The organism is Streptomyces coeruleofuscus (assembly GCF_039532725.1).
In the GTDB taxonomy this organism is placed as follows: domain Bacteria; phylum Actinomycetota; class Actinomycetes; order Streptomycetales; family Streptomycetaceae; genus Streptomyces; species Streptomyces coeruleofuscus.
This window is the reverse complement of sequence record NZ_BAAASE010000013.1, coordinates 1-24917: the sequence shown is the minus strand read 5'-3', so window position 1 is coordinate 24917 and position 24917 is coordinate 1. Positions and strand designations below refer to the sequence as shown.

Sequence of the window (24917 nt, the reverse complement as noted above, 5' to 3'; positions counted from 1 at the left end):
CCGCAGTCCTGTGAGCGCCGGAGTCCTCGTCCGGCGGACCGTGCGCGGCGCGACGGCGCTGCGCGGCGGCCGTGTGGGGCGGCTGACGCCGTACCAGCTCTTCGGCGCCCTGTTCTGGCTGGTGATGACGCTGGCGTTCTGGCGGGTCCCGCTGTGCTGCGACGCCGGACAGCACGCGGCGGTCGTCGAGCGGCTCAAGGCCGATCTGCTGCATCCGGCCCACACCATGGCCGATCTGCCGGGCGAGGGCAGCCCGTACTACGGGCCGTACGCCGTCGCCCAGGGCGTCCTGGCGCGGCTGACGGGGCTGTCCGGCTGGGCGGTCGTGAAGCTCGCCGGGCCGGTGCACCTGCTGGTGCTGCTGACCGGGGTCGGCCGTTTCGTCCGGGCCCTCACCCCCCGCCCGTGGGCACCGGTCCTGGCGCTGCTGTTCATGACGCTGCTGTGGGGCACCGCGCGGATCCTGTGGAGCGGCTACCTCGGGCTGATGTCGATGACGACGAATCTGGGCTATCCGTCCGCGGTCGCGATCGGGCTGACGTTCTGGGCCTGGGCCTGGACCTGCGTGCGCGCGCGTGAGGACGCCCCGTCCGTGCGGTTCGTCGGTCCCAGCGGGCTCGGCGGCTGGTGGGGCTATGCCGGGATCGGCGCTCTGTACGGGCTGATCCTGCTCACCCACCCCGTCACGGCGGCCTCGGCGCTCATCGGGGCGGTGGCGATCGTGGCGTCGCGGCAACGGGGCCGGCGCCGGCCGGTCGTGGCGCGCTGGGCGCTCGCCGGTGGGTCCTGCGCGGTGGTCGCCGTGTCGTGGCCGTACTACGACGTCCTGTCGCTGGTGGGCGACACCGGCATGGACGCGATGCACCGGCGGCTGTACGAGGGGATGCTCGCCAACTCCTGGCTGGCGCTGCTCGGCCTGCCCGCGCTGTGGGTGCGGGCCCGCAGGTCGGTGCGTGACCCGCTGGTGCTGATGTTCCTGCTTCAGTGCCTGCTGGTGGCGTACGGCTGGGTGAGCGGGCACTACACGTACGCCCGGGCTCTGTGGGCCGTGCTGGTGCCGCTCCAGTTCGCGTCGGCGGTGGAGCTGGCGGCGCCCCGGCCGTGGCGGCGGGCCCGGAGGGTGCTGGGCGGGGCGGCGGCGGCCGGGGTGTGCGTCGGGTTCGTCACCGTGCACGCCGGGGCGGTCGTGCCGCGCTCGGTCGACCCGGTGGGGTTCACGCAGCCGACGCGCTGGCCGTCGTACGACTGGGCGGCGCGGCACATCAGGCCGGGCGAGGTGGTGATCACCGACGGGTATCTGGCCGGCCACTCCATCGCCGGGTACGGGCCGAACCTCGCCGCGCCGATCTGGCCCGACCCGGCCCTGGACGAGCGGGAGCGCGAACGCCGGGAGGCCGACGTCCGCGCCTATCTGGCCCCCGACGCGACCCGCGCCGAGCGTGCCGCCGTCGTCCGCCGCTATCACGTGCGCTGGCTGCTGCTGACGCGCTGGCACCCGGTACCCGAGGAGGCCGTGGTGGTGGCGTGGAGCAGACGGACGGGGGAGGTGCTGGCGCGGGTCGGGGAGTGACGCTCGGTTTGCTGGGCTTCTTGCAGGCGACCACGGGCGGCGGGCGGGGCCGTGGAACGCTTAGTGCTCCGCCTCCGAGTCCTCGCTTACCCCGTGCATGATCTCTTCGCAGTGCGTCAGCATCTCGACCTGCGACGCCGCTCCGGCGCGATCGACTCGAACACACTTGCTCACATCGTGTGCAATTCCGGTTGGATGTGATCTTTCACTGCGAGCGGCCACGAAGCATCCATACGGTGATCGATATGCAGCTCCGCTACAACTACCGGGCCTACCCGGATGCCCAGCAGCGCCGTGCGCTTGGCAGGGCGTTCGGGTGTGCCCGTGTGGTGTGGAACGACTGCCTGCGCGACCGCAGGGAAGCGCATGCGGCGGGGCTGCCGTTTGTAAAGTCGGTGGAGTTGTCCCGGCTGCGCATCACCGAGGCCAAGCGCACCGAGGAACGGGCCTGGCTGGCCGACGTGTCAGCGGTCGCCCTGCAGCAGTCCCTGCGTGACTTGGACACCGCCTACAAGAACTTCTTCGACAGTCTTAAGGGCAAGCGGCAGGGCCGGAAGGTCGGGCCGCCCCGCTACAAGTCGAAGAAGGACACCCGGCAGTCCATCCGCCTCACCACCAGCGCCTTCTCCTTACAGGGCGACGGCGCGGTGTATGTGGCCAAGGTCGGCAACCTCAAGGTCAAGTGGTCCCGCCGGTTGCCGGCCGTGCCCACTTCCGTGACCGTTACCAAGGACAGCTGCGGCCGGTACTTCCTCAGTTTCGTCGTGGACACCGAGCCGGACATCCTCCCCGAGGTCGAGACCGATGCCGGGATCGACCTGGGGTTGTCCGCCTTCGCTGTCCTGTCCGACGGGCGGAAGATTGACAGCCCTCGTTTCCTGCGCAGGGCAGAGAAGAAGCTCAGGCGCCTTGGGCGGGAGCTGTCCCGCAAGGTCAAGGGGTCGAAGAACCGGGCCAAGGCCCGCCTCAAGGTCGCACGCCAGCACGCCAAGGTGGCCAACCGGCGCCGGGACTGGCACCACAAGGCTTCCACGCAGATCATTCGCGATAACCAAGCGGTGTATGTGGAAGACCTCGCGGTGTCCGGTCTCGGCCGCACCCGGCTCGCCAAGTCCGTGCACGACGCGGGATGGTCTGCGTTCGTCGGCATGCTGGAGTACAAGGCGGTCAAGCACGGCCGCACTTTCGCCAAGGTGGACCGTGCTTTCCCGTCCTCGCAGGTCTGTTCGTTCTGCGGCTTCCGGGACGGTCCCAAGCCGCTGCACGTTCGGAAGTGGACGTGCGGCGCGTGCGGCACGGTGCACGACCGTGATCACAACGCAGCCCGCAACGTCCTCTTCGAAGGACGCCGTATCGTCGCCGCCGGACGGGCGGAGACACTAAACGCCTGTGGAGCGCCGGTAAGACGGGCACACGTGCCCGCCCAGCGCGGTGAAGCAGGAAGCCCCCGGAAGGGTCAGACGACCCAGGCCGAAATCTCTGGCCTCCAGGCCAGGGAGCACGTCAATCGATGACGAGGTCGACCTCGATGTTGCCCCGGGTGGCGTTGGAGTACGGGCAGACCTGGTGGGCCTGCTCGACCAGCTTGCGGCCGGTCGCCTCGTCCACGCTGCCGGGGAGCTCCACGCGGAGGATGACGGCGAGCCCGAAGCCCTCGCCCTGCTTGCCTATGGAGACCTCGGCGGTCACGGCGGCGTCGCTGACGTCGACCTTGGCCTGGCGGCCGACGAGGCCGAGGGCGCTGCCGAAGCAGGCGGCGTACCCGGCGGCGAAGAGCTGCTCGGGGTTGGTGCCCTGGCCGTTGCCGCCCATCGCCTGGGGTACGCCCAGCGCGAGGTCCAGCACGCCGTCGGAGCTGACGGCGCGGCCGTCGCGGCCGTGGGTGGCGGTGGCGACAGCGGTGTAGAGCGCGTCCATGGAAAACCTTCCCTCTCACACGTCAACGTTCGGCGGCCCTCTTCCGGGGCCGCCTGACACCCAGAATTAGAGCACACAATTAAGTTGCACGCAATTGAATGGTGGGCACGAGCTATCCTGGAGGCATGAACACGCCGGACGACGACTGGCTCCGCCTGGACCAGCAGATCTGCTTCTCCCTGCACGCGGCATCCCGCGCCTTCAACGGCGTCTACCGCGGGATCCTCAAGGACCTCGGGCTCACGTACCCGCAGTACCTGGTGATGCTGGTGCTCTGGGAGCACGACGAGCTGCCCGTGAAGAAGCTCGGGGAACATCTGCGCCTCGACTCCGGCACGCTGTCGCCGCTGCTCAAGCGGCTGGAGGCGGCAGGGCTCGTGCGCCGGGAGCGCAGCGCGCGCGACGAGCGGTCGGTGGAGGTGCGGCTGACCGAGGAGGGCGTGGCGATGCGGCGGCGGGCGCTTCAGGTACCGCGCCGGATCGCCGCCTCGACGGGCTTCGGCCCGGACGAGATCCGCGCCCTGCGCGCCCGCGTCGACGAACTCACCACGGCACTGGACGCGGCCGCGCTGGCGGAGCCGCAGGGTGGTGCGCCGGGAGACGAGCGGTCGTAGCGGAGGCGGGGGGCGCGGTGGACGCGCCGGGCGGCTCATCGGCGGCCGGTACGTCGGGCATCAAGGGGCGCGGTGAACTGCGCGATCAACCACCGACGGCCGGCGCTCGACACGAAACCCCGAGCTGCCACGGCGCATGGGGAACGGCTCACCGGCGGTCGCCACCCCGGTGGACGGCTCGTCGGTGGCAGGCGCGTCCGCCGGTGCCCTCCGTACGTGGAGGCGGAGGGTCACCCCGTCCCGGGCGTGTTCCTCCCGGACCGTGAACTCCTCCGCCAGGACGGCCAGTTTCGTGCGCTCGGCCGGGTCGCGCGGAGACCAGCGCGGGTCCAGCGCGTACGCCTCGGCGACGACCCAGACGCGGTCCACCGAGGCGAGCCTGTGCCGCAGGTCCCCGGGGTTCGCCTCACGGCCCCACAGCGTCCCGGACCGGGGCGCCGACTCCCGCAGCGCGATGTCCCGGACCTGCCGGAACCCCTTGGGGTAGGCCAGCGCGGCGAGCCTCCCGACCGACGGCACGAACAGCACCGGGTCGCCGGGGCGCATCTGGCGGAGGGCGAGCGCGGAGACGACGGCGAGGTTGTCGGGGCGGTGTGCGGCGGACCGGTCCTGGCGGTGGACGGGGAGGTGGTGGACGAAGGTGACGGTGAGGGCGAGGACGCCGGTGACGCCCAGCAGGGCGTGCACCTGCCGGCCGCCGACCCGTACCCGGCGCCCGTCGAACCGCAGCCGCCCCAGCACTCCGGCCACCCGCCCGGCTCCGGCGGCGACCAGCAGGGACGCCCCGGCCAGGGAGTAGAGCACGTACCGCTCGTGGAACAGCGGCCGCACCTGCGACACCGTCATCAGGATCCCCGGCGGCACGAGCAGCAGCGGGAGCGCGACCGCCGCCAGTCGCCGCGTACGGAGCCCGACGGCCACCAGCAGCAGCGAGCCACAGAAGACCACCCCGGCCGGCCCGGGAGAGAAGTGCCGCACCAGCCTCTCGGCCTTGTCCCAGCCGGGCGTCACCAGCCACGCCACCTGCCCGGACTGCCCCTGCGACACCCACACCAGCGGCAGCAGGAGCAGCACGACCGCTCCCGCCGCACGCCCCCAGCCGGACCAAACCCTCCTCGGCACCCGCATGAGGGCCAGCGTCGCCGCGTGCGCGCACAGCACCAGCACCGCCAGCTCGTGCAGCAGACAGGTCAGGGCGGCGACGGTCCCGTACGGCCACCAGGCCCGTGCGGTGGCCGCCTCCACCGCCCTGAGAAGCAGCAGCGTCGCCCCCGCCACGCCCGCCGCGACGAGCGCGTACGACCGTCCCTCCTGGGCGTAGTGGCCGGTCATCGGCGTGATGGCGTAGAGGAGACCGGCCCACAGGCCGACCCGTGGCCCGGCCAGCCGGACGCCGAGGGCCGCGACCAGGCCGGCGGTGGCGGCCGCCGCGCACAGCGACGGCAGGCGCAGGACGACCTCGTCCGGGTGGACGGCGAGGACGGCGTGCATGAGCAGGTAGTACAGGCCGTGCACGGCGTCCACGTCGTGCAGCAGCCGCCAGATCTGCGGCACCGTGCGCTGCGCGACCTGGAAGGTGACGCTCTCGTCGCCCCACATGCCGCCCCGGTCCAGGCCCCAGAGGCCGACCGCCGGCATCACCGCCATGGGAACCGCCACGGGCACCACGCCCGGGCCGAACCGGCCGCTCCCCCTCGACTGTGCGCTCATCACGGCCTGATTGTGTGACGTTACGCCAGCCTTGGTGACACTTGATGGTGTGTTACCACTTTCATGTCATTCGCCCGGCTTACGATCGGCCGTAATGAATGCCGTACGGAACCCCGAGAGGCCCCTCCCCCAGGTAGCCGTCGTGGTCATCGGCTACGACGACGCCGCCCATGTGACGGACGCCGTGCGCTCGGCGCTCGCCCAGGGCCCCGCCGTGCGCGAGGTCGTGGCCGTCGACGACTGCTCGACGGACGGCAGCGCCGGCCTCCTCGACCGGCTCGCCGCGTCGGAGCCCCGTCTGAAGGTCATCCGCCGCCGGGCCAACAGCGGCGGCTGCGGCACCCCGCGCAACACCGGGCTCGACGCGGTGACGTCGCCGTACGTGATGTTCCTCGACAGCGACGACGTCCTGCCGCCCGGCGCGGTCGACGCGCTGCTCGACGCGGCGACCGGCGCGCACGCGGAGGTCGCGAGCGGCCTGTGCGTACGCCGGGAACTGCCCTCGGGGCGAGAAGTACCCTGGCAGGCGCGCCTGTACGCACTCCACGCCGCTGTACCGCACCCCGCGCAGCGCCCACGCCTGGTCCACGACACGCTCTGCGTCAACAAGCTCTACCGCACCGGCTTCCTGCGCGAGCACGGCATCCGCTTCCCCGAGGGCCGCTTCCCGTACGAGGACGTCGTCTTCACCGCGCGCGTGCTGGCCGCGGCACCGCGCATCGCCCTGGTCCCGGACCTGGTGTACGTCTGGCACGTGCGCCGGTCCGCCGAGCGGCTGTCGATCTCGCTGGACCGGTCCGGCGTCGCGAACTGGCGGGCCCGTACGGAGGCGTGCCGGCAGGCGTACGAGGTCCTGCTGGGCGCCGGGCAGAAGGAACTCGCGCGGGTCGCGCGCGCCAAGTTCCTCGACCACGACCTGCGGATGTACCTGCGTGAACTGGGGTTGCGCGACGCCGCCTACCGGCGCGCGTGGTGGGAGATCACGCGGGCGCACCTCGCGGAGTACGACGCGGACGACTGGGCCCGCGACCCGGCTGCTCCCGGTCGGCTGGCCGGGCGGGTCGTCCTGGCCTCCCCGGAGCCGCGTGACCTGCCCCGGCTGCGGGAGCTGGCGGCCCGCCCGGCCCGGCTGTACCCGCCGTACGCCCGGGCCGCGGACGGCACGCCCGTCTGGTCGGAGGACCTCCCGCAGGTCTCCCTGGAGCCCCTGCTCACCCGGCCCGTGCCCGTGCTGCCCCTCGCCGTCGACGCGGAGCTGCGGCCACGCGCGCGTGGCGCCCGGCTGCGGCTGCGCCTGCACGAGCTGTACGGCCGGGTGGCGCGGGCGGGCCCGGAGGCGGTGGAGGCGGAGTGGCGGCACCGGGACGACGGCGACGAGGCCGTCCGCGGTACGACCGCGCTGGTGCCGTCGGCCGGCACCTGGTCGGCGGAGACGACCGTGGACCTCCCCGCGCTGGCCGCGCACGGCGTGGGCACCTGGGACCTGCGCCTTCGCATCCGCTTCCGCGACGGCGTGAGCCGCGACGTCACGGCGCACGCCCTCACGGGCGCCGGTCTGCTGCGCCGCAGCGCCCTCCCGAGCGCCCGGCACGGCGTGGTGCTCGTACAGCCGTACGCCACCCACTCCGGCGCGCTGGCGCTGCGCGTCGCGCCCGGCGCACGCGGTGTGCTGTCCGTCGTACGCGGAAGGCTGCGTCGCCTGCTTCACTGAGAGCACGACGCGTATCGGCACGGAGCACCACCGCCACGGGCCAACTGACGAGGGGACGGCCGCACATGACCTGGTTGATCACCGGCGGCGCCGGTTACATCGGCGCTCATGTCGTACGGGCGATGACCGCGGCGGGGGAACAGGCGGTGGTGTACGACGACCTGTCCACCGGTATCGCCGAGCGCGTGCCCGACGGGGTGCCGCTGGTGGTGGGCTCGACACTGGACGGCGAGCGGCTCGCGCGCACCCTCGCGGACCACTCGGTCACCGGCGTCGTCCACCTCGCGGCGAAGAAGCAGGTGGGCGAGTCGGTCGAGCAGCCGCTGCGCTACTACCGGGAGAACGTCGAGGGCCTGCGGGTCCTGCTGGACGCGGTGACGGCGGCGCAGGTGCCGTCCTTCGTCTTCTCCTCCTCGGCGGCGGTGTACGGCATGCCGGACGTGGACCTGGTCACGGAGGAGACGCCCTGCGTGCCCATGTCGCCCTACGGCGAGACGAAGCTGGCCGGTGAGTGGCTGGTGCGCGCGACGGGCCGGGCGACCGGGCTGTCGACCGCGTCCTTGCGCTACTTCAACGTGGCAGGGGCGGCGGGCCCGGAGCTCGCGGACGTCGGGGTGTTCAACCTCGTCCCGATGGTCTTCGAGAAGCTCACCGAGGACGCGCCGCCGCGCGTCTTCGGCGACGACTACCCGACCCCGGACGGCACCTGCGTACGCGACTACATCCACGTCGTCGACCTGGCCGAGGCCCATGTCGCGGCGGCCCGGGTCCTGCGCTCCTCCCCCGGCCGCGAACTCACCCTCAACATCGGCCGGGGTGAAGGCGTCTCCGTCCGCGAGATGATCGACCGCATCAACACGGTCACCGGCTACGACCGGCCGCCCACGGTCACGCCCCGCCGCCCGGGTGACCCGGCCCGCGTCGTCGCCTCCGCCGAGCGCGCTGCCGCGGAGCTGGGCTGGAAGGCCCGGCACGACGTCCAGGACATGATCACGTCGGCGTGGGAGGGCTGGGTGCGCCTGCATCCGGAGGCGGCGCGGGGCTGACCCGGGCCGTCCGGCAGAACTACAACGCCTTCAACGCCCCCGCCGTGGCCCGGGCCAGCGACCCCAGGTACCCCTTGGGCAGCTTCGGGCTGCGGATCACCACCGAGCGCCAGTAGAGCGGCCCGGAGATCAGGTCGAGGGCCAGGTCGTGGTCGAGGCCCCGGCGGAGTTCGCCGCGGGCCTCCGCCGCCGTGACAATGCCGGTGGCGACCCCGTCCTGGCCCTCGCGCAGGGCCTTCTGGAGGGCCTCGGCGATCTCGGGGTTGCGGGCCGCCTCGGCCTGGAGGTCGGGGATGACCTGCGAGGCCACGGGGTGGCGCAGCGCGCGGGAGGTCACCTCGTACAGCAGCCGCAGGTCGCCCTCCAGCGAGCCGGTGTCCGGCGCGGGCAGGCCCTGCACCGCGAGCGCCGAGACGATGTCGAGGACCAGGTGCAGCTTCGAGCGCCAGCGGCGGTACACCGCCGTCTTCCCGACCCCCGCCCGGCGCGCGATCCCCTCGATGGACATCCGCGCGTAGCCGACGGCCGCGAGCTCCTCGAAGACGGCCGCCCGGATGGCTTCCGTCACGTCCTCCCGCAGTACGGCCGCCCCCGCGGGGGCCCGGCGGCGCCGGGGCTGCTGGGGCTCGTCGGGCTTCGTCGTCATGCCGACAGCATAGGGCGTCACGACGAAACGGTTGCGTTCCGACGCTCGGACGACATACGCTCGCGTTGCGACGATACGGTCCCGTCCCGACGTAAGAAGTCGTGAAGAGTCCGGTAAGAACCGCCTCATCCCCTCACTCTTCACGCCCCCACAGGTCCCACACCCCCGAACGAAAGCAGCGGATGTGAGCCAGGTCCTCCACACACCGCCCCAAGCACCGGCCCCGGCCCCGGCCCCGGCCGCCGACGACCTCGCGGCCCTCGCCGCCCGCCACGGCCTCTCCGTCAGCGGCGCCCGCCCCTCCCTGCCCGAGTACGTCCGCCAGCTGTGGGCCCGGCGCCACTTCATCACCGCGTTCGCCACCGCCAAGCTCACCGCCCAGTACAGCCAGGCGAAGCTCGGCCAGGTCTGGCAGGTGATGACCCCGCTGCTGAACGCGGCGGTCTACTACTTCATCTTCGGCGTGCTGCTCGGCACCAAGCACGGGGTGCCGGACTACATCCCGTTCCTGGTCACGGGCGTGTTCATCTGGACGTTCACGCAGAGCTCGATCATGGCGGGCACCCGCGCCATCTCCGGCAACCTCGGCCTGGTGCGCGCCCTGCACTTCCCGCGCGCCGCGCTGCCCCTGTCGTTCTGTCTCCAGCAGCTCCAGCAGCTGCTGTTCTCGATGGGGGCCCTGGTCGTCATCCTGCTCTGCTTCGGCGTGCCGGTCGGCGTGTCCTGGCTGCTGGCGCTGCCGGCGCTGTTCCTCCAGTTCACGTTCAACGCGGGCGTCTCCATGGTCATGGCCCGGATGGGCGCCAAGACCCCGGACATCGCCCAGCTGATGCCGTTCGTGCTGCGCACCTGGATGTACGTCTCGGGCGTCATGTGGAGCATCGACAAGCTGGCGCAGAAGGACAGCCTCCCGCACGTGGTGACGCTGGCGCTGGCGGCCAACCCGGCCGCCGTCTACATCGACCTGATGCGCTTCGCCCTGATCGACAGCTTCCACGCGAGCCAGCTCCCGGCCCATGTGTGGGCGCTCGCCGTCGGCTGGGCGCTGGTCGCCGGCGTCGGCGGCTTCATCTACTTCTGGAAGGCTGAGGAGACCTACGGCCGTGGCTGACATCGCCAACGACAGGATCCCCACCGTCGTCGCCGACGGCGTCGACATCGTCTACCGCGTCAACGGCACCGGCGCCGGACGCGGCTCCGCGACCGCCGCCCTCAACCGCATCGTGCGCCGCAAGCAGACCGAGAAGGCGTCGGGCGTGCGCCGGGTGCACGCCGTGAAGAACGTGTCCTTCGTCGCCCACCGGGGCGAGGCCATCGGCCTGATCGGCACCAACGGCTCCGGCAAGTCGACCCTGCTGAAGGCCGTCGCCGGGCTCCTCCCCGTGGAGAACGGCCACATCTACACCGACGGCCAGCCCTCCCTGCTCGGCGTCAACGCGGCCCTGATGAACGACCTGACCGGCGAGCGCAACGTGCACCTCGGCGGCCTGGCCATGGGCATGTCCCGCGAGCAGGTCAGGGACCGCTACCAGGACATCGTCGACTTCTCCGGCATCAACGAGAAGGGTGACTTCATCACGCTGCCGATGCGGACGTACTCCTCCGGCATGGCCGCACGGCTGCGGTTCTCCATCGCCGCCGCCAAGGACCACGACGTGCTGCTGATCGACGAGGCGCTGGCCACCGGCGACCGCTCCTTCCAGAAGCGCTCCGAGGACCGCATCCGCGAGCTGCGCAAGCACGCCGGGACGGTGTTCCTGGTCAGCCACAACAACAAGTCGATCCGCGACACCTGTGACCGCGTGCTGTGGCTGGAACGCGGGGAACTTCTCATGGACGGGCCGACGGAGGACGTCCTGAAGGAGTACGAGGCGTTCACCGGCGACAAGTCGCCCAAGGCCAAGCCGAAGCCCAAGGTGCCTGTTTCCTCGTGAGGTGCCGTTCCCTCGTGAGGTGCCGGTTACCTCGTGAGGTGCCGGTTCCCTCCTGAGGTGCCGGCTCCCTCGTGAGGCGCCGGTTCCCTCGTGAGGCGCACCCCGGTCGATCCTTTTGTCTTATTGGTGACACCATGACCGCATAAGGTCCGCCCGGTGTGACGAGATGGAGGAGCCCCGTGATGCCCGAGCTCAGCGTCATCGTCCACGGGCCGAACGTTCAGGACCATCTGACGGAGCTCCTCGACTCCCTCGCCGCCCATCCCCTGCCGGACGCCGAGCTGATCGTGGCCGCGGTCGGCGACTGGGCCCGGGAGACTGCCGAGCGGCACAGCCCGGACGGCGGCCCGGTCGACGTAGTGCCGCTGCCGGACGGCACGGGCGACGCCGAGGCCTGGGCGGCGGGGGCGGCGCGGGCCTCCGGCCGCTGGCTGCACTTCGTCCACGCCAAGGACGGCCTGCCCGCCGGGGCCCCGCGCGCGGTCGCCGAGCGGGTGGCCGAGCTCCCGGCCGAGGTGGACGTCCTGCTGGTCGACCACGTCCGCAGCACCTGGCACACCTCCGGCATGCCCTCCCGGGACGGCCCCCTGCTGGCCCGGGCGGGCCGGGCCGACGTCGCCCTCGACGACTGCGCGCCCCTGCTGCGCCTGACCCCGCTGCTCGGCACCCGCGTACTGCGCGCGGACTTCTGGCGGGCGCACGAGCAGCGGCTCACCACCGACGACGAGCCGTACGCCGCCCTGGCCGCCCTGCTGCTCGCCGACCGTGTCGCCTGCCTGCCGCACGTCGCCTACGAGGACCGCGGGCTGCGCCCCGCGAGCCTGCCCCCGGTCACTCCCGGGCAGCGCTACGGCCTCGTCGAGCGCTACGAGTCGCTCCTCGACCTCACCCGGGACCGCCGCGCCGCCCACGCCGTGCTCTACGACGTCATGGTCCGCGACTGCCTGCGCACCTTCGCGCGCGGCGGCATGCCGGAGGAGGTCGCGCGGGAGTTCTTCCGGCGCGCGTCCCTGGCCGCCCTGCGCCGCCGCCCCGAGGGCTACCGGCGCCCCGCCGGCCTGGAAGGCGTCCGCCGCTCCCTGCTCGAAGAGGGCGCCTACGCGAGGTACCGGGCCTTCCAGACCGTCAACCGCACCCGCCGCACCGCCAAGTCGGCCGTACGGGCCCGCAAGCGGCAGGCCGGCGCCAAGCTCCGCGACCACCAGTACCGCAGGGCGCTCGGCCGCCCGGTCAACCCCCACCTGGCGGTGTTCTCGGCGTACTGGAACCGCGGCGTCGCCTGCAACCCGGCCGCGATCGCCGCGAAGCTCGCCGAACTGGCCCCGCAGGTCCACCCGGTGTGGGTGGTGACCGAGGAGAACGCGGCCCTGCTGCCGCCCGGCACCGACCACGTCGTGCCCGGCACCCGCCGCTACTGGGAGGTGCTGGCGACCGCCAAGTACCTCGTCAACAACGTCAACTTCCCCAACACGGTGGTCAAGCGCCCCGACGCCATCCACCTCCAGACCCACCACGGCACACCGCTGAAGCGCATGGGCCTGGACCAGATGGCGTACCCGGCGGCCGCGCAGGGCCTGGACTTCCAGGCACTGCTGGAGCGCATCGACAAGTGGGACTACAGCGTCTCCGCCAACAGCCACACCACGCGCATGTGGGAGCGCGCGTACCCGTCGCACTACGTCTCCCTCGACCACGGCTATCCGCGCAACGACGTCTACTACACGGCCGGCGCGCAGGACATCCGCGGGGTCCGCGACAGGCTCGGCATCGCGCCGGGCCGCCGGGCCGTCCTCTACGCGCCCACCCACCGCGACTACGAGGCCGGCTGGACCCCGCGCCTCGACCTCGCCGCCCTCGCCGACCGCCTCGGCGACGACACGGTCCTGCTCGTCCGCGGCCACTACTTCTACGGCGGCGCGGCCTCCCCGCTCACCAACCTGCGCCGCACCGGCCGGATCATCGACGTCTCCTCCTACGATCCGGTGGAGGAGCTGTGCCTGGCGGCGGACGCCCTGGTCACGGACTACTCCTCGATCATGTTCGACTACGCCAACCTCGACCGCCCGATCGTGATCCACGCCGACGACTGGGAGACGTACCGCACCACCCGCGGCGTCTACTTCGACCTGATGGCCGAGGCCCCGGGCCCCGTCGCCCGCAGCCAGCAGGAGCTGACGGAGATCCTCACCACCGAGGCCTGGCGCGACGAGGGCGCGGCGAAGGCCCGGGCCGTCTTCCGGCGCCGGTTCTGCGAGTACGACGACGGACGCGCCGCCGAACGCGTCGTGCGCCGGGTCTTCCTCGGCCAGGACGAAAGGTCCCTGCCGCCGGTGCTGCCGATCGAGGAACGCACCCCGGCCCCGACCCCGCAGGAGGCGACCGCATGAGCACCCCCGACGTCACCGTGACGGTCATCGTCTACAACGACGCCGAACGCCTCACCCGCGCGGTCGACTCGGTCCGCCGCCAGACCCACGCGAACGTGGAGATCGTCATCAGCGACGACCACTCGACGGACGACACCCCGGAGGTGGCACGTCGTCTGGCGGCCGAGGACCCCCGCATCCGCCACCTCCGGCTGGAGCGGAACAGCGGCGGATGCAGCGCGCCGCGCAACCGCGCCCTGGAGACCGCCCGGGCGCCGTACCTGATGTTCCTCGACAGCGACGACGAACTCCCCGACGACGCCGTCGAACTGCTGCTCGCCGCGCACCGCGAACGCGAGATCGACTTCGCCATGGGAGCGGTGCAGCGCGTCCGGGTCGACAACGGCCGCCGCTCGACGTGGATGCCGCACCTGGTCGCCGAGCGCCGCACCCTCGAGGGCATCGAGGCCGACCCGCGGCTGCTCTTCGAGCACCTCGCCACCAGCAAGATGTACGCCCGCGCCTTCCTCGACCGGCACGGCCTGCGCTTCCCCGAAGGCATCCACTACGAGGACCAGCTGTTCTCGGCGCAGGCGTACTGCCTGGCCAAGGCGTTCACGATCATCCCGGAGCCGGTCTACCGCTGGTACGTCGCGCCGTTCGCCGCCTTGGACGCGGCCTCGATATCCAACCAGCGGCACAAGCTCGCCAACGTCCGCGACCGCGTCCACGTCCAGCACCTCATCGACGCGTTCCTGGCCGAGAGCGGGCACGAGTCGCTGCGAGAGGACAAGGACCACAAGTTCCTCAAACACGACTTCCGGATGTACGCCGGTGACCTGCCCTACCGGGACGAGGAGTGGCTGTCCGCCTTCGCGGACATCGTCACGCCGTACCTGGACACGCTCGCCCCGGGCGCGTTCGCCCGCCTCCCCCGCGCCGAACGAGTGGTCATCCAGCTGATCCGCGACCACCGCCTGCCGGAGGCCAGGCTGGCGGCACGGGGCCTCGGCCACGGTGTGGCACCGAGGCAGGTCACGACGGACGAACAGGGCCGCACGTACTGGGGCTCCCACATCCCGTCCTCCACATGGTCCCGCCGCGAACTGGACATCTCGGACCTGGACCTGGAGACGCGCCCCTTCCCGAGCGCCCAGTTCCGCCACGAGATCACGGAGATCACCCGGGGCCCGGGCGCCTCCGTCGACCTCACCATCCGCACGTACGACCCCGCCCTGCGCCTCCCCGTCGGCCCCCAGCGCGCGACCCTCCTCATCGCCCCGGGCCGACGCCGCCTCCGCGTCCCGTTCCGCCTCTCCCCAGTCCGCCCCGGCATCTTCGAGGGCCGCGTCCACCTGGACCTGGCAGCGGCCCCCCTCCCCTTCCACGGCTTCGCCGGAGTCCGCCACCCGTTGCTCCGCCTGGAACACCAGGGCCTGTCCCACACGGGCCTCCTCCTGGCTCCCCTGGCCTTCCGACCCCTGACGACCCGGGTCCCCCACCACCGCCTGACCCTGGAACCAGAGGGCCACGGCCCGGGCCGCTTGCAGGTCCGCTGGGAGCCGGTGGGCGTGACGGCGAGGGTGATACGCCCGATGACACGCCGAGTGGCAAGGCCCCGGGTGAAGCGGGCAGCACGCTTGCTGGCAAGCGCGCTGAAATAGGCCCAGCCGCGGCTGCGGGCCCCGTCCCGCTCAGCTGCGGGCAGTCGTGCCGCCCGGCTGCGAGCCCCGTCCCGCTTAGCTGCGGGCAGTCGTGCCGCTAGGGGCGGCACGGGTGGGCGCAGCGGCACCCCGCTCCGCCGGGCTGCGGACCCACCCGACCTCAGGGCGTCGTACAGCTCATCGCACCACGGCGTAGAGCACCTGCCCCCTAGGCCCTCGAGCCACCTCCCGCAGCCCCACACCACGCCCGGCGGCAACGCCCGTATCCACAACCCACCGCACCCCGTACTCCCGGAGAATCTCCCCCCGCTCCCGTCCCGGCGTCCCCTCCGCGAAATACCTCCGCACAGCCGCCCCCCGCCGCCCCTCGTCCGACAGGAAGAAGTCGGGATACCCGGGCGCCACGGTGTACGCCCCGTACGCGGGGATCTGCCGAGCCGGCCGTCCCTCCCGGGCCATCACCACATCCCCGTACTTCAGCCAGGGCGTCATCCAGTAGTACCCCTCCCACGGCCGCCGGTACTTCTCGGCGACGGCCTCCGGCAGATCGCCCCGCTCCACCACGTATCCGACCGTCCCCACCTGCGTCCAGGCCCCCACGGCCAACGCCACCCCCAGCACACACGCCCACCCCACCCGAGCCCCCCGCCGCCCGGCCTCGCCGACCTCCACCGCCACCGCGATCTGCGCCGGAATCAACGCCGCCGGCAACGCCCGCCCCCACGACCAGTGCCCGCTCAGCCCGCCCGCCGCCACCACGGCCACCCCCAGTACGAAGAACAGCACCAGCGGATCCCACCGGTCCCGCCACCACCGCACGCCCAGCGCCACCACCCCGAGCAGCACCAGCCAGTACCGCCCGAACAGGTCCTCGTACAGCGACCGGTGCACCGACTCCAGATCGCCCCCGGCCCCGAACAGCGCGAAGAAGTCGTAGTACGGCCACAGCAGCAGGACGACCAGCCCCAGCACCAGCCCACCGCCCAGCCGGAGCCACACCACCCGCCCCGGCCGCGCGGCGACCACCGTCGCGAGCGCCCCCAGCGTGGCCACCACCCCCGAGAACTGATGGCACAGCAGGATCACCGCCCACAGCGCCCCCAGCCCGAGCCACACCCCCAACCCCGCGTCACCGTCATCGGCACCGCGCACCGCCCGCCCGAGCCACGCCCAGAGGTGGAACGCGAGCCCCAGCGCGAACACGCTCGGATACGACACCGTCAGCGCGAGCGAGTTGAGCCCGTAGAAGCCGCTCCAGTTGAACAGGACCGTCCCCCACAGGAACAGCAGGCTCAGCACGGCCAGTGCGGGCGCGGCGCGATGTCCGCTCAGCGTCCGCGCATACCGCCACACCCCTGACAGCAGCAGCGCGAGCCCGGCCAGCGCTCCCAGCCGCAGCACCACGAAGACCGACAGACCGCTCACCCGGGCGACACAGCCGAGCACCAGCATCCAGGGCGAGTAGTACGGGCTCGGCGTGTCCGCGTCGACGAGCGGATTGCCCGGGTCGACGAGATCGTGCCGCAGCCGCTGGACCGTCGCGGCGTGCATGCCGAGGTCCCCGGCCCACGGCAGCCGGACGATCACCAGCACCAGCAGCAGGACGACCACCGCGGCGGCCGCCTGGGCGGCGAGGGCCGCCGGCCTAGGCGCGGTGCGCGTCATGCTGGAACACCCAGGTGCGGCAGACGAGGAAGCGGAAGGCGGAGGCCAGCACGATGGAAGCCGCCTTGACCGCGTTCGACTCGAAGGGACCGGCCAGGCCGAGCCCGTGATATCCGACGTAGAACAGCCCGCTTTCCATCGCCACGCCGATTCCGCTGAAGACGAAGAACAGCGCGATCTGGCGCCGGGTGCGGGACGCCCTGTCGCGGTAGGTGACGTACCGGAATCCGAGGTAGTTGGTGCCCATGGCGACAAGGCTGGCCGCCACGGTCGCCACCATGGCGGCCCGGTGCAGTCCGTGCAGGAGCACGTTGAACACCAGGAAGTTCACCGCGACGCCGCTCCCGCCGACCAGCGCGAAGTTCACCACTTCGACGACGAGGCGCTTAACCGGCGGGGTGGCGGGAGCTGCCGTCCGCTCCCTGGAGAGGTTCACAGTCACGCCCCAAGCCTTAGCCGGAAACGGTAAGTCCTCCACTCGAATCGCCCTAAGACACACCAAGAAGAAAGCGCCCCGGGCCGATACCGGCCCGGGGCGCCCAGGACGCCGTACCGCTGCGAACCGCTACGAATGCGTCCGCAGCAGCGTCCGCATGGTCCGCATCGCCACCGACAGGTTCGCGAGGTCGAACGCCTCGGAGCCCTGGATCTCCTCCAGTGTGGTGCGGGCCCGGCCGAGGATCGCCGCGTTCTTCTGCTCCCACGCCTTGTAGCGCTGCTCGGGCGTCGAAGTGCCGTTGCCCACCGCCAGGACGTCGGCGGTCAGCGCCGCGTGCGCCGCGTACAGGTCCTCGCGGATCGCCGCGCGGGCCATGGACTGCCAGCGGTCGGCGCGGGGCAGCTCGATGATGCGGTCCATGAGCTGGGTGATCCGCAGCCGGTCGGCGAGGTCGTAGTAGACATCGGCGACATCCAGCGGCTCCCGGCCCATGCGGTCGGCGACCGAGACGATGTCGAGCGTCGGGAAGGCGGAGGAGAACCCGGCCACGCGGGTGGCGAGTTCGTCCGGCACGCCGACGTCCGTCAGCTCGTCGTAGATCTTCTGGTACCACTCCAGGTCCGCGCCGCGCAGCAGCTTCGGAAGCTGGGTCCAGACCTGCTCGACCCGCTCGGCGAAGAAGTCGACCGTCTCGGCGAGCTGGAGCGGCTGCGGCCGGTTGTTGAGCAGCCAGCGCGTGCCGCGCTCCACCAGGCGGCGCGAGTGCAGCCGGATACGGGTCTGGACGTCGGCCTCGACCTTGTTGTCGAGCGCCTCGACCCCGTCCCACACCGGCGACTGGCGGAAGATCTCCCGGGCCGCCGTCTGCGCCCGCACGATCTCCTCCAGCGACGCGCCGGTCTCCTCGCGCAGCCGGTGCAGATACGTCGTACCGCCCGTGTTGACCGTGTCGTTGACCAGGACCGTCGTGACGATCTCGCGGCGCAGCGGGTGCCCGTCGAGACGGTCCGGGAACTGCTCGCGCAGCTCGGTCGGGAAGTAGCAGTGCAGCAGGCCCCGCAGGTACGGGTCGTCCGGCAGCGAGGTGTGCAGCAGCTCCTCGGCGACCGTGATCTTCGTGTACGCCAGCAGGACGGCCGTCTCCGGGCTGGTCAGGCCCTGCCCCTGGGCGAGCCGCTCGCGGATCTGCCGGTCGGTGGGCAGGAACTCCAGCGCCCGGTCGAGGTGGCCCTCCCTGACCAGGTGCTTCATGAAGCGCTGCTGGGCGTGGAGCATGTCCTTGGACTGGGCGAGGGCGTTGGCGATCGCCGTGTTCTGCGCGTAGTTGTTGCGCAGCACGAGCTGGCCGACCTCGTCGGTCATCTCGGCGAGCAGCTTGTTGCGCTGCTTGACGGTCATGTCGCCGTCGGCGACCAAGCCGTTGAGCAGGATCTTGATGTTCACCTCGTGGTCGGAGGTGTCGACGCCCGCGCTGTTGTCGATGGCGTCGGTGTTGATCCGGCCGCCGTGCAGCGCGAACTCGATCCGCCCGAGCTGGGTCAGGCCCAGGTTGCCGCCCTCGCCGACGACCTTGACCCGCAGGTCCTTGCCGTCGACACGGATGGCGTCGTTGGCCTTGTCGCCGACGTCCGCGTTGGACTCGGTGGAGGACTTGACGTACGTACCGATGCCGCCGTTCCACAGCAGGTCCACCGGCGCCTGGAGGATGGCCTTCATCAGGTCGGCCGGGGTCAGCTTGGTGACCTTGGCCTCGATGCCGAGGGCCTCGCGGATGTGGGCGTTGACCGGGATCGCCTTGGCCGTACGCGGGAAGATGCCGCCGCCGGTCGACAGCAGCTCCTTGTCGTACTCCTCCCAGCTGGACCGCGGCAGCTCGAACAGGCGGCGGCGCTCGGCGTAGGAGGTGGCCGCGTCCGGGTTCGGGTCGATGAAGATGTGCCGGTGGTCGAAGGCGGCCACCAGGCGGATGTGCTCGGAGAGCAGCATGCCGTTGCCGAACACGTCACCGGACATGTCGCCGATGCCGACGACCGTGAAGTCCTCGGTCTGGGTGTCCACGCCCAGCTCCCGGAAGTGCCGCTTGACGGACTCCCAGGCGCCGCGGGCGGTGATGCCCATGCCCTTGTGGTCGTAGCCGGCCGAGCCACCGGAGGCGAAGGCGTCGCCGAGCCAGAAGTTGTACTTCTCGGCGACCCCGTTGGCGATGTCGGAGAACGTCGCCGTGCCCTTGTCGGCGGCGACGACGAGGTACGTGTCGTCCTCGTCGTGCCGGACGACGTCGGCCGGGGGCACGACCTCGCCGGCCACCATGTTGTCGGTGATGTCGAGCAGCGCCGAGATGAACGTCTTGTAGCTGGCGATGCCCTCGGCCATCCACGCGTCGCGGTCGACGCTCGGGTCGGGCAGCTGCTTGGCGACGAAGCCGCCCTTGGCGCCGACCGGCACGATGACGGTGTTCTTCACCATCTGCGCCTTGACCAGGCCGAGGATCTCCGTACGGAAGTCCTCACGGCGGTCGGACCAGCGCAGGCCGCCGCGCGCGACCTTGCCGAAGCGCAGGTGCACGCCCTCGACGCGCGGCGAGTACACCCAGATCTCGAACGCCGGGCGCGGCGCCGGCAGGTCGGGGATGGCCTGCGGGTCGAACTTCATGGAGACGTACTCGTGCGGCTTGCCGCCCGCCGCCTCCTGGAAGAAGTTGGTCCGCAGCGTCGCCTTGATGACCGTCAGGAACGACCTGAGGATCCGGTCCTCGTCGAGCGAGGCCACCTGGTCGAGGGCCGCGTCGACCTCCTCCAGCAGCGCGTCCACGATCTCGTGCCCCGCGCGCTGCCGGTCCGGCGACATCCGCGCCTCGAACAGGGAGACGAGCAGGCGGGTGGTGTGGACGTTGTTGCGGAGGGTGTCCTCCATGTAGTCCTGGCTGAACGTGGACGCCGCCTGCCGCAGGTACTTCGCGTACGCCCGCAGCACCGTCGCCTGACGCCAGGTCAGCCCGGCGCTCAGCACCAGGGCGTTGAAGCCGTCGTTCTCCGCCTTGCCGGTCCAGGTGGCGGCGAAGGCGTCCTGGAACCGCTCGCGGGCGTCGTCGCCGAAGTAGTCCCCGCCGCCCCGGGGGCGGGGCATGCGCAGGCCGAAGTCGTAGATCCAGGCCACGCTCCGGTCCGTGCAGCGCAGCTCGTAGGGCCGCTCGTCGACGACCTCGACGCCGAGCCGGTTGAGGACCGGCAGCACGGCCGACAGGGAGATGGCGTCGCCCGTGCGGTAGATCTTGAAGCGGCGCTCCTCGGGGGCGGCGCCCACCGGCTCGTAGAGGCTGAGCGCGAAGTCCTCGCCCTCCTCGGCGTTGAGCTGTTCGAGGTGGACGAGGTCGGCGACCGCGGCGCGCGGGTTGTGGTCGGCCTTGTAGCCCTCGGGGAAGGCGTGCGCGTACCGGCGCATGAGCTCCGCCGCGCGCTCCTCGCCGAGCTCCGCGTTGAGCGCCTCGGAGAAGGCGTCCTCCCAGGAGCGGGCGGCCTCCACCAGCCGGGCCTCGATGCGCTCCTTGTCGGCGTCGGACAGCTCGGGCAGCTCGGTGCCCTGCGGGACCCGGACCACGAAGTGCAGCCGGGACAGGATCGACTCGGTGTTCCAGGCCGTGAAGTCGACGCTGATGCCGCCCAGTTCCTCCTTCAGGATCTCGATGATCCGCAGGCGGACGGCCGTGGTGTAGCGGTCGCGCGGCAGGTAGACGAGGGCGGAGTAGTAGCGCCCGTACTCGTCCTGGCGCAGGTAGAGCCTCAGCCGCCTGCGCTCCTGGAGGTAGAGGACGGAGGTGACGATGGACCGCAGCTCGTCGACGGGGGTCTGGAACAGCTCGTCGCGCGGGTAGGTCTCCAGGATCTGGAGCAGGTCGCGGCCGTCGTGGCTGTTGGGCGAGAACCCGGCCTGTTCGAGGACCTCCTCGACCTTGCGCCGGATGACCGGGACCCGGCGCACGGACTCGGTGTAGGCGGCGGAGGAGAACAGCCCGAGGAACCGCCGCTCGCCGACGACATTGCCCTCGGCGTCGAACTTCTTCACCCCGATGTAGTCCAGGTACGACGGCCGGTGCACGGTCGACCGGCTGTTCGCCTTGGTCAGGACGAGCAGCTTGTGCTCGCGCGCCTTGGCCCGGGCGTCGGCGGGCAGCCGCTCGAAGGACGGGCTGACCGGGTGGCTCTCCTGGTCGGAGTGGTGCGGGTCGGCGCGCAGGATGCCGAGGCCGGTGCCGGGCACGGCGGCCAGCGAGTCGTCCCCGCGCAGCTGGTACTCGCGGTAGCCGAGGAAGGTGAAGTGGTCGTCGGCCAGCCAGCGCAGCAGCTCGCGGGCCTCCTCGACCTGGGGTCCGGGCAGGTCGGCGGGGATGGGCTCGTCCGGCAGCCCCTCCGCCAGCCGGGTCGCCGCTTCCCGCATCTTGCCCCAGTCCTCGACGGCCTCACGGGCGTCGGACAGCACCCGCAGCAGGTCGGCGGTGATCTGCTTCAGATCGGCCCGGTCGGTCTCACGGTCGATCTCGACATGGATCCAGGACTCGACGTGCGCGTCGTGCGGGAGATCGCCGAGGCCGGTCGCGGGAGAGGGCAGCACCTCGACGAGCTTGCCGGTGACGTCGCGCCGCACGATGAACTGCGGGTGGATGACGACGTGGATCCCGCGCCCCTGCCGCGTCAGCTCGTTGGTGACGGAGTCGACGAGGAAGGGCATGTCGTCGGTGACGACCTCGACGACGGAGTGGCTGCACGTCCACCCGTTCTCTTCGACCGTGGGGGTGTGCACCCGCACGTTGGCCGTGCCCTGGGGGCGATTTTCGGCCAGCCGGTAGTGCGAGACAGCGGCTCCGAAGACGTCGACCGGGTCGCGGTCGGTGAGGTCCTCCGGGGCCGTGTGCAGGTAGTAACGCTGGAGGAACGACAGCAGTGACTCGCGGTCCGGGGCCTCCTGGGCGTCTGGGGTCTCCTCGCCCGTCGACCCGGTCGGTAGGTGCCCCCCGACCGGGCTGTTCTCAGCAACCCGGGCGGCCCTCTCGAGCAACTCGGCCTTGGCTTCGTCCAGCTTGGTCTGCATTGTCCTCTGGCTCCTGTCGCGCGCCGTTGCGTGACGTAGAAGGAAGTACGGCCTCTGCGCTTACGACGTCACGTCGTGACACGGGGTATCCGGTCTGTTCCGACGCTATGCCGCAAGGTGAGATGAGCGGGGGTGTCTGAGCCAATCTTGAGCTGCCCCACGGGTGTGAGGCTGCTCTCGGCGACGCCTCGGTCCGGGTGGTGCTCGGCGTCCCGGGAGTCCTCGAAGCCCCGTCCCGCCCGCGAAGACCAGCGACCGCCGCCCGGTCACGGATGTGGTCCGTGCTCTCCGGGCGCAGGGCAGGGACGACGACGTCCCCGCGAACTATCGCGCTGATCACGCCACCAAGGCTATCGCTCCTCACAGGGGGCCCGTCATGAGCCGTATGTGTACAAAACCAGGCCTGGAAGTTTGACGTTCTGCACAGTGCCGCCATGTGGATACCGGCATAGTTGCGGGCAATCGTGCCTCCCCCAGTGCCTTAAGGGCCTGGGAGGTGCCCCCAGGGCGGCACGGGTGGGCGCAGGCAGCGGCACCCCGTCGCGCCGGGTTGCGCACCCACCCGGCCTCAGCACCACCGCCGAGCAGCCGGCTACGCCGCCAGCCGCTCCGCCTCGGCGACCGCTTCCTCCAGCGTGTCCACGACCGGCACGCCCACCGCCTCCAGACTGGCCCGACTGTGCGACCCGCCGGTATACAGCACAGCCCTCGCCCCCACATGCTCCGCGGCCACCGCGTCATCCGCCGCGTCCCCGATCACCACGGTCCGCTCGGGATCCACTCTCAGTGACCCCAGATGCCGCACCATGTGCTCGGCCTTGCTGCCCCCCGACGGCCCGGTCCGCCCGTCCACCCGTATGAAGTGCGGCTCGATCCCGAACCCCCGCACCAACGGAACCAGCTCTTCATGCACGTACATGCTGAGGATCGACTGACTCCGCCCCGCCGACCGCCACCCGGACAGCAGCTCCACCGCCCCCACGGTCAGCCCGCAGCTCACCCGGTGCTCCGCGTAGTACCGATGGAAGATGTCGTCCATGATCTCCCATTCGGCCTCGGTCGGCAGCCGCCCGATCAGCCGCTCGTAGAACTTCGGCACCGGTACGCAGTACAGCTCCCGGTACTTCTCCAGCGTCAGCGGCTCCAGCCCAAGCTCGGCGAACGCCGCGTTCGTCGCCCCGATGATCGCGTCGATGTCATGGAACAGCGTCCCGTTCCAGTCCCAGACAATGTGCGCGCCCGTCTGCTTCCCCATGCCCCAAAACGTACCCGCCCCCACTGACAATCAAGAGAACGGCAACTCAACGCGCCCCCTGGATGCCGAGAGCACCCGCCCCGGCTCGCTCAGTCCCCGCGATCCACCAGGTTCGGAATCTCCTGCGTGGCGAACCACAGCAGCTCGTGGTCCTCCGCCCCGTCCACGACGAACTGCGCGTCGTCGTCGCCACCGTCCGCCGCCGGCAGCGCCTCGGCGGCCGCCGTCACATCCGCCTCCGCGTCCGCCGCGTCGACGTGCACGGACGCCGCCTTGGCCAGCGGGACGGCGCCGGCGACCCGTACCTCCCCCAGCGCCGCCGGGTCGAGTCGGTCGGGATCCGCGCTCGCGACCCGGTCGGGCACGTCCACGGCCACCACGACCCGCCGCCGCGGCGCCTCCGGCTCGGCCGCCAGCAGCCGCAGCGAGGCCAGCGCGGCCCGGCTCAGCGCCGCGTACTCCAGTTCCTCGATGTCGTCGGAGAGGTACCACTCGCGCAGCCCGGGCGTCACGGCGTACGCGACGAACGGCCCGGCTCCCAGCTCACCCGTCCTGTACGCCTCGGCGAGACCGGGGAGGGTCAGGGGCACGTAGACACGCATGGCTGGCTGCTTCTTTCGTGGTCGTTTCATGGTCACAGGGCTCCGGAGGGCCTTCAGGATACGTGCGGGGCGTCCCCTTTCGAGTTCCGTCCCGTGACGCCGGACGCGGCAACTCCAGGCCCGGCATTCACCCGGCGCATCCCCGCGCTGACCGGCTCCATGCCCTCCGCACCACCCGGATAGGTGAACATTCCGGCGCCCGCCACCGGAGGCCCGCTTCCTTGCCCCTGCCCCCGTCGGCCCCGTACAAGATCACCAACCCGAAGTTACTCCCCGGTATCCACCGGGCCCACGAAACGGGGACCCCCATGAACAAGGTCATGACCAGGGCACAGCAGCGCCCGGCCAGCCGCCCGCCGACCCGCCGCGACTCACGCCGCCCCGACGGCACCGCCAACCCACGCACCCCCGCGAACCCCACTAACGCCCCCGACGGCACCGCCCCGCCACGCACCCCCCGCAGCACGACCCCACACACCCCCGGCAGCACCACGCCCCGCACCTCCGGCGACACCACCCCACCCCGCACCCCGGGCGGAGGCCCCACCCGCACACCGGCAGCCGACGGCCGCCCGCCGACCCGCCGCGACTCACGCCGCCCCGACGGCACCGCCAACCCACGCACCCCCGCGAACCCCACTAACGCCCCCGACGGCACCGCCCCGCCACGCACCCCCCGCAGCATGACCCCAC

At 71.7% G+C, this 24917-nt stretch carries 17 protein-coding genes and 1 pseudogene; 10 read left to right on the top strand and 8 right to left on the bottom strand.

The genetic code is table 11. The annotated features are described in order from the left end of the window. Nucleotides 1–10 precede the first annotated feature (10 nt). Both ABFX81_RS36120 and ABFX81_RS36115 read left to right on the top strand, forming a co-directional pair. Nucleotides 11–1570 carry a hypothetical protein gene (locus ABFX81_RS36120; protein ID WP_086850148.1) on the top strand — a complete coding sequence of 520 codons (1560 nt, stop codon included), beginning with the start codon at nt 11–13 and terminating at the stop codon, nt 1568–1570. A 245-nt stretch (nt 1571–1815) separates the two neighbouring features. Continuing rightward, nucleotides 1816–3084 carry an RNA-guided endonuclease TnpB family protein gene (locus tag ABFX81_RS36115; protein WP_086850166.1) on the top strand — a complete coding sequence of 423 codons (1269 nt, stop codon included), beginning with the start codon at nt 1816–1818 and terminating at the stop codon, nt 3082–3084. On the opposite strand, the gene ABFX81_RS36110 is transcribed toward ABFX81_RS36115, so the two are convergent. Then, complete coding sequence (locus ABFX81_RS36110; protein ID WP_086850146.1) at nt 3074–3487, bottom strand: Ohr family peroxiredoxin; 414 nt, start codon at nt 3485–3487, stop codon at nt 3074–3076. The two genes, ABFX81_RS36115 and ABFX81_RS36110, sit on opposite strands and share 11 nt — an antisense overlap. 125 nt (nt 3488–3612) lie before the next feature. On the opposite strand from ABFX81_RS36110, the gene ABFX81_RS36105 reads away from it, so the two are divergent. Then, a complete protein-coding gene (locus ABFX81_RS36105; protein ID WP_086850144.1) occupies nt 3613–4101 on the top strand; it encodes a transcriptional regulator, SarA/Rot family in 489 nt (162 codons plus the stop codon). A 60-nt stretch (nt 4102–4161) separates the two neighbouring features. Here ABFX81_RS36105 and ABFX81_RS36100 read toward each other — a convergent pair whose 3' ends face one another. Further along, a complete protein-coding gene (locus tag ABFX81_RS36100) occupies nt 4162–5748 on the bottom strand; it encodes a glycosyltransferase family 39 protein (RefSeq protein ID WP_346139287.1) in 1587 nt (528 codons plus the stop codon). 157 nt (nt 5749–5905) lie between these two features. Between ABFX81_RS36100 and ABFX81_RS36095 the strand changes: the two genes are divergently transcribed. Together ABFX81_RS36095 and galE are read left to right on the top strand one after the other, a co-directional pair. Next, entirely contained in the window at nt 5906–7522 is a 1617-nt protein-coding gene (locus ABFX81_RS36095) for a glycosyltransferase family 2 protein (protein WP_346139247.1), read from the top strand. A 65-nt stretch (nt 7523–7587) separates the two neighbouring features. After that, nucleotides 7588–8568 carry a UDP-glucose 4-epimerase GalE gene (galE, locus tag ABFX81_RS36090; RefSeq protein ID WP_086855485.1) on the top strand — a complete coding sequence of 327 codons (981 nt, stop codon included), beginning with the start codon at nt 7588–7590 and terminating at the stop codon, nt 8566–8568. Between the two features lie 19 nt (nt 8569–8587). On the opposite strand, the gene ABFX81_RS36085 is transcribed toward galE, so the two are convergent. After that, nucleotides 8588–9214: a TetR/AcrR family transcriptional regulator gene (locus tag ABFX81_RS36085; protein ID WP_279545565.1), complete on the bottom strand. Its 627-nt coding sequence runs from the start codon at nt 9212–9214 to the stop codon at nt 8588–8590. A 184-nt stretch (nt 9215–9398) separates the two neighbouring features. Between ABFX81_RS36085 and ABFX81_RS36080 the strand changes: the two genes are divergently transcribed. From ABFX81_RS36080 to ABFX81_RS36065, 4 genes are all read left to right on the top strand, one after another. Then, nucleotides 9399–10325: an ABC transporter permease gene (locus ABFX81_RS36080; protein WP_086854854.1), complete on the top strand. Its 927-nt coding sequence runs from the start codon at nt 9399–9401 to the stop codon at nt 10323–10325. Continuing rightward, entirely contained in the window at nt 10318–11148 is an 831-nt protein-coding gene (locus ABFX81_RS36075) for an ATP-binding cassette domain-containing protein (protein WP_086854855.1), read from the top strand. The genes ABFX81_RS36080 and ABFX81_RS36075 overlap by 8 nt, the downstream gene beginning before the upstream one ends. A 182-nt stretch (nt 11149–11330) precedes the next feature. Continuing rightward, nucleotides 11331–13535 (top strand): CDP-glycerol glycerophosphotransferase family protein, encoded by a 2205-nt coding sequence (locus ABFX81_RS36070; RefSeq protein ID WP_086854856.1) that lies wholly within the window; start codon nt 11331–11333, stop codon nt 13533–13535. Further along, on the top strand, nt 13532–15178 hold the full coding sequence (locus tag ABFX81_RS36065) for a glycosyltransferase (protein WP_086854857.1): 1647 nt from the start codon (nt 13532–13534) through the stop codon (nt 15176–15178). Before ABFX81_RS36070 ends, ABFX81_RS36065 begins: the two co-directional genes overlap by 4 nt. A 177-nt stretch (nt 15179–15355) precedes the next feature. On the opposite strand, the gene ABFX81_RS36060 is transcribed toward ABFX81_RS36065, so the two are convergent. From ABFX81_RS36060 to ABFX81_RS36040, 5 genes are all read right to left on the bottom strand, one after another. After that, on the bottom strand, nt 15356–16843 hold the full coding sequence (locus ABFX81_RS36060; protein ID WP_346139246.1) for a hypothetical protein: 1488 nt from the start codon (nt 16841–16843) through the stop codon (nt 15356–15358). Then, nucleotides 16824–17285, bottom strand: coding sequence for a GtrA family protein (locus tag ABFX81_RS36055; protein WP_346139245.1), 462 nt, complete (start codon nt 17283–17285; stop codon nt 16824–16826). Before ABFX81_RS36055 ends, ABFX81_RS36060 begins: the two co-directional genes overlap by 20 nt. 123 nt (nt 17286–17408) lie before the next feature. After that, entirely contained in the window at nt 17409–22367 is a 4959-nt protein-coding gene (locus tag ABFX81_RS36050) for an NAD-glutamate dehydrogenase domain-containing protein (protein ID WP_086850358.1), read from the bottom strand. A gap of 592 nt (nt 22368–22959) precedes the next feature. Next, entirely contained in the window at nt 22960–23622 is a 663-nt protein-coding gene (locus ABFX81_RS36045) for an HAD family hydrolase (protein WP_086855641.1), read from the bottom strand. 89 nt (nt 23623–23711) lie between these two features. Beyond that, nucleotides 23712–24224 carry a DUF6912 family protein gene (locus tag ABFX81_RS36040; protein WP_086855640.1) on the bottom strand — a complete coding sequence of 171 codons (513 nt, stop codon included), beginning with the start codon at nt 24222–24224 and terminating at the stop codon, nt 23712–23714. Nucleotides 24225–24532: 308 nt separating this feature from the next. Here ABFX81_RS36040 and ABFX81_RS36035 point away from each other — a divergent pair. After that, nucleotides 24533–24917: pseudogene (locus tag ABFX81_RS36035) on the top strand (Rv3235 family protein); the annotation flags it as partial.